Source organism: Microcystis sp. M53598_WE2 (assembly GCF_030067735.1).
Taxonomy (GTDB): Bacteria; Cyanobacteriota; Cyanobacteriia; order Cyanobacteriales; family Microcystaceae; genus Microcystis; species Microcystis aeruginosa.
On the sequence record NZ_JASJFE010001044.1, the window covers coordinates 1 to 1,456 of the forward strand.

2 protein-coding genes and 1 pseudogene are annotated in these 1,456 nt (G+C 36.7%); all 3 read right to left on the reverse strand.

The genetic code is table 11. The annotated features are described in order from the left end of the window. Positions 1–183: pseudogene (locus tag PX636_RS21380) on the reverse strand (restriction endonuclease subunit R); the annotation flags it as partial. A gap of 236 nt (positions 184–419) precedes the next feature. Continuing rightward, positions 420–782: a DUF5615 family PIN-like protein gene (locus PX636_RS21385; protein WP_002798845.1), complete on the reverse strand. Its 363-nt coding sequence runs from the start codon at positions 780–782 to the stop codon at positions 420–422. Further along, the gene (locus PX636_RS21390) at positions 760–1,110 is read right to left on the reverse strand and encodes a DUF433 domain-containing protein (protein ID WP_272081756.1); all 351 of its coding nucleotides are present in this window, start codon (positions 1,108–1,110) and stop codon (positions 760–762) included. The genes PX636_RS21385 and PX636_RS21390 overlap by 23 nt, the downstream gene beginning before the upstream one ends. Positions 1,111–1,456: the final 346 nt, after the last annotated feature.

Consider the following 1,456-nt stretch of genomic DNA (forward strand, 5'->3'; position numbering starts at 1 on the left):
ATAATTTAATAAGTTTAAATAACCTGTTTTGATTTTATCTAACAATTCTTTTTCTTGTTCAGAGATTGCTTCTAGGTCTTGCTGCCATTCCCCAAAAAAATGCTTATCTTCTATAAACTGTAGTTGAAAATGATTAATTAAATTTCTAAGAGTGACTTCTTTTGCTTGTAAAAATTGAACCATATTTACCACCTTAATTAAGACTTACGTTAACTGAATTGATAGCCGCAAACACGCACCCTGCGCCCAAACAATCCCTACGCCCAAAACCCATCCTAACCCTCCAGCAAACCCCGCACCTCCTCAATCCCAATCCTCAAAATATCAGCCACAGCAACGAAAATATCCTCATCAAACCGGGTTCGTAGCGATCGTGAATTGGGATTCTTAGTTATTTTAATAAGATTATTTCAATTTGATCAGGTTAACGGTAAATGAATAATTTGGTTTTCATATTCATTGTCAAAAGAGCCTTTAGCAATTACAATTAATTCTAACAAATTATCACCAACACTTAAATCTTGATTGAGAATAAAAATTCCAGGAACATGACGATTTTGCCTGAAGTGAGCTATTAAATGAACGGGCATAGAGGCACGATTATTTGTCACTAAAATAAAACCCATTACCTCACACCAAATCAAAATTTCTGGATCTAATGTACCTAATTTTGGTGTATCTGGTTCACCAACTACTCGAACAATGATTTCTGGTTCTCGGCGACGCAATTGTTGAGGATACACCGAATTAACATTTTCATCAATTAAATATTTCAGTGTCATTAGCTTTCTGCTTGGCTGTTATTTCAGCTTTCAATTTTCTCAGTCGTTCAACCACAGGCGGAGGATTTTTTCGCTGTTCTTCTCGCATTTTTCGCCCCCATTCTAGCCAGTCGGCGATATATTGGCTCACTTTTTCTTTTTCATGAAGATAATAAAGAATCGTCGCATATACCTGTTCGAGGGTTAAAGACGGATAAGTATTGGCAATTTCTTCGGGAGTTCTCGCTTGGTAAATAAAATCGTATAAAATGGTTTCAATACCGATGCGGGTTTCTTTTAGTCGGATATCGTTAGGGGCAAGAAAATTAAAATAGTCTTCGAGTTGCATGAGTTATCCTAATTGAAGATTCAAACTTAACTTTATTTTTTAAGTAAAATTGTTATCTTAATTATACTTGATCGTTGCCGAATAGTGCGATCACGTTGGGTTCTTAATTATTGACCTCTCCCCTGAACCCTATCCTACAAGGAAAGGGGAGAGAATTTAGCGAAGAGAGCTTCGACTACAAACTGGGTTTGTTGTCAAGGCTCTCGCCCGAACAAGTTTAACCTGTTTTCTTTAGATAGTGAGGAGCTAAATGGACATAACCCTATTGCCCAAATTGGGTAACTTATCTAGAATAAGTATATGAAGAGAGGAGGAGACGTGATGGAGTATCAGAATTTTTCGCTCA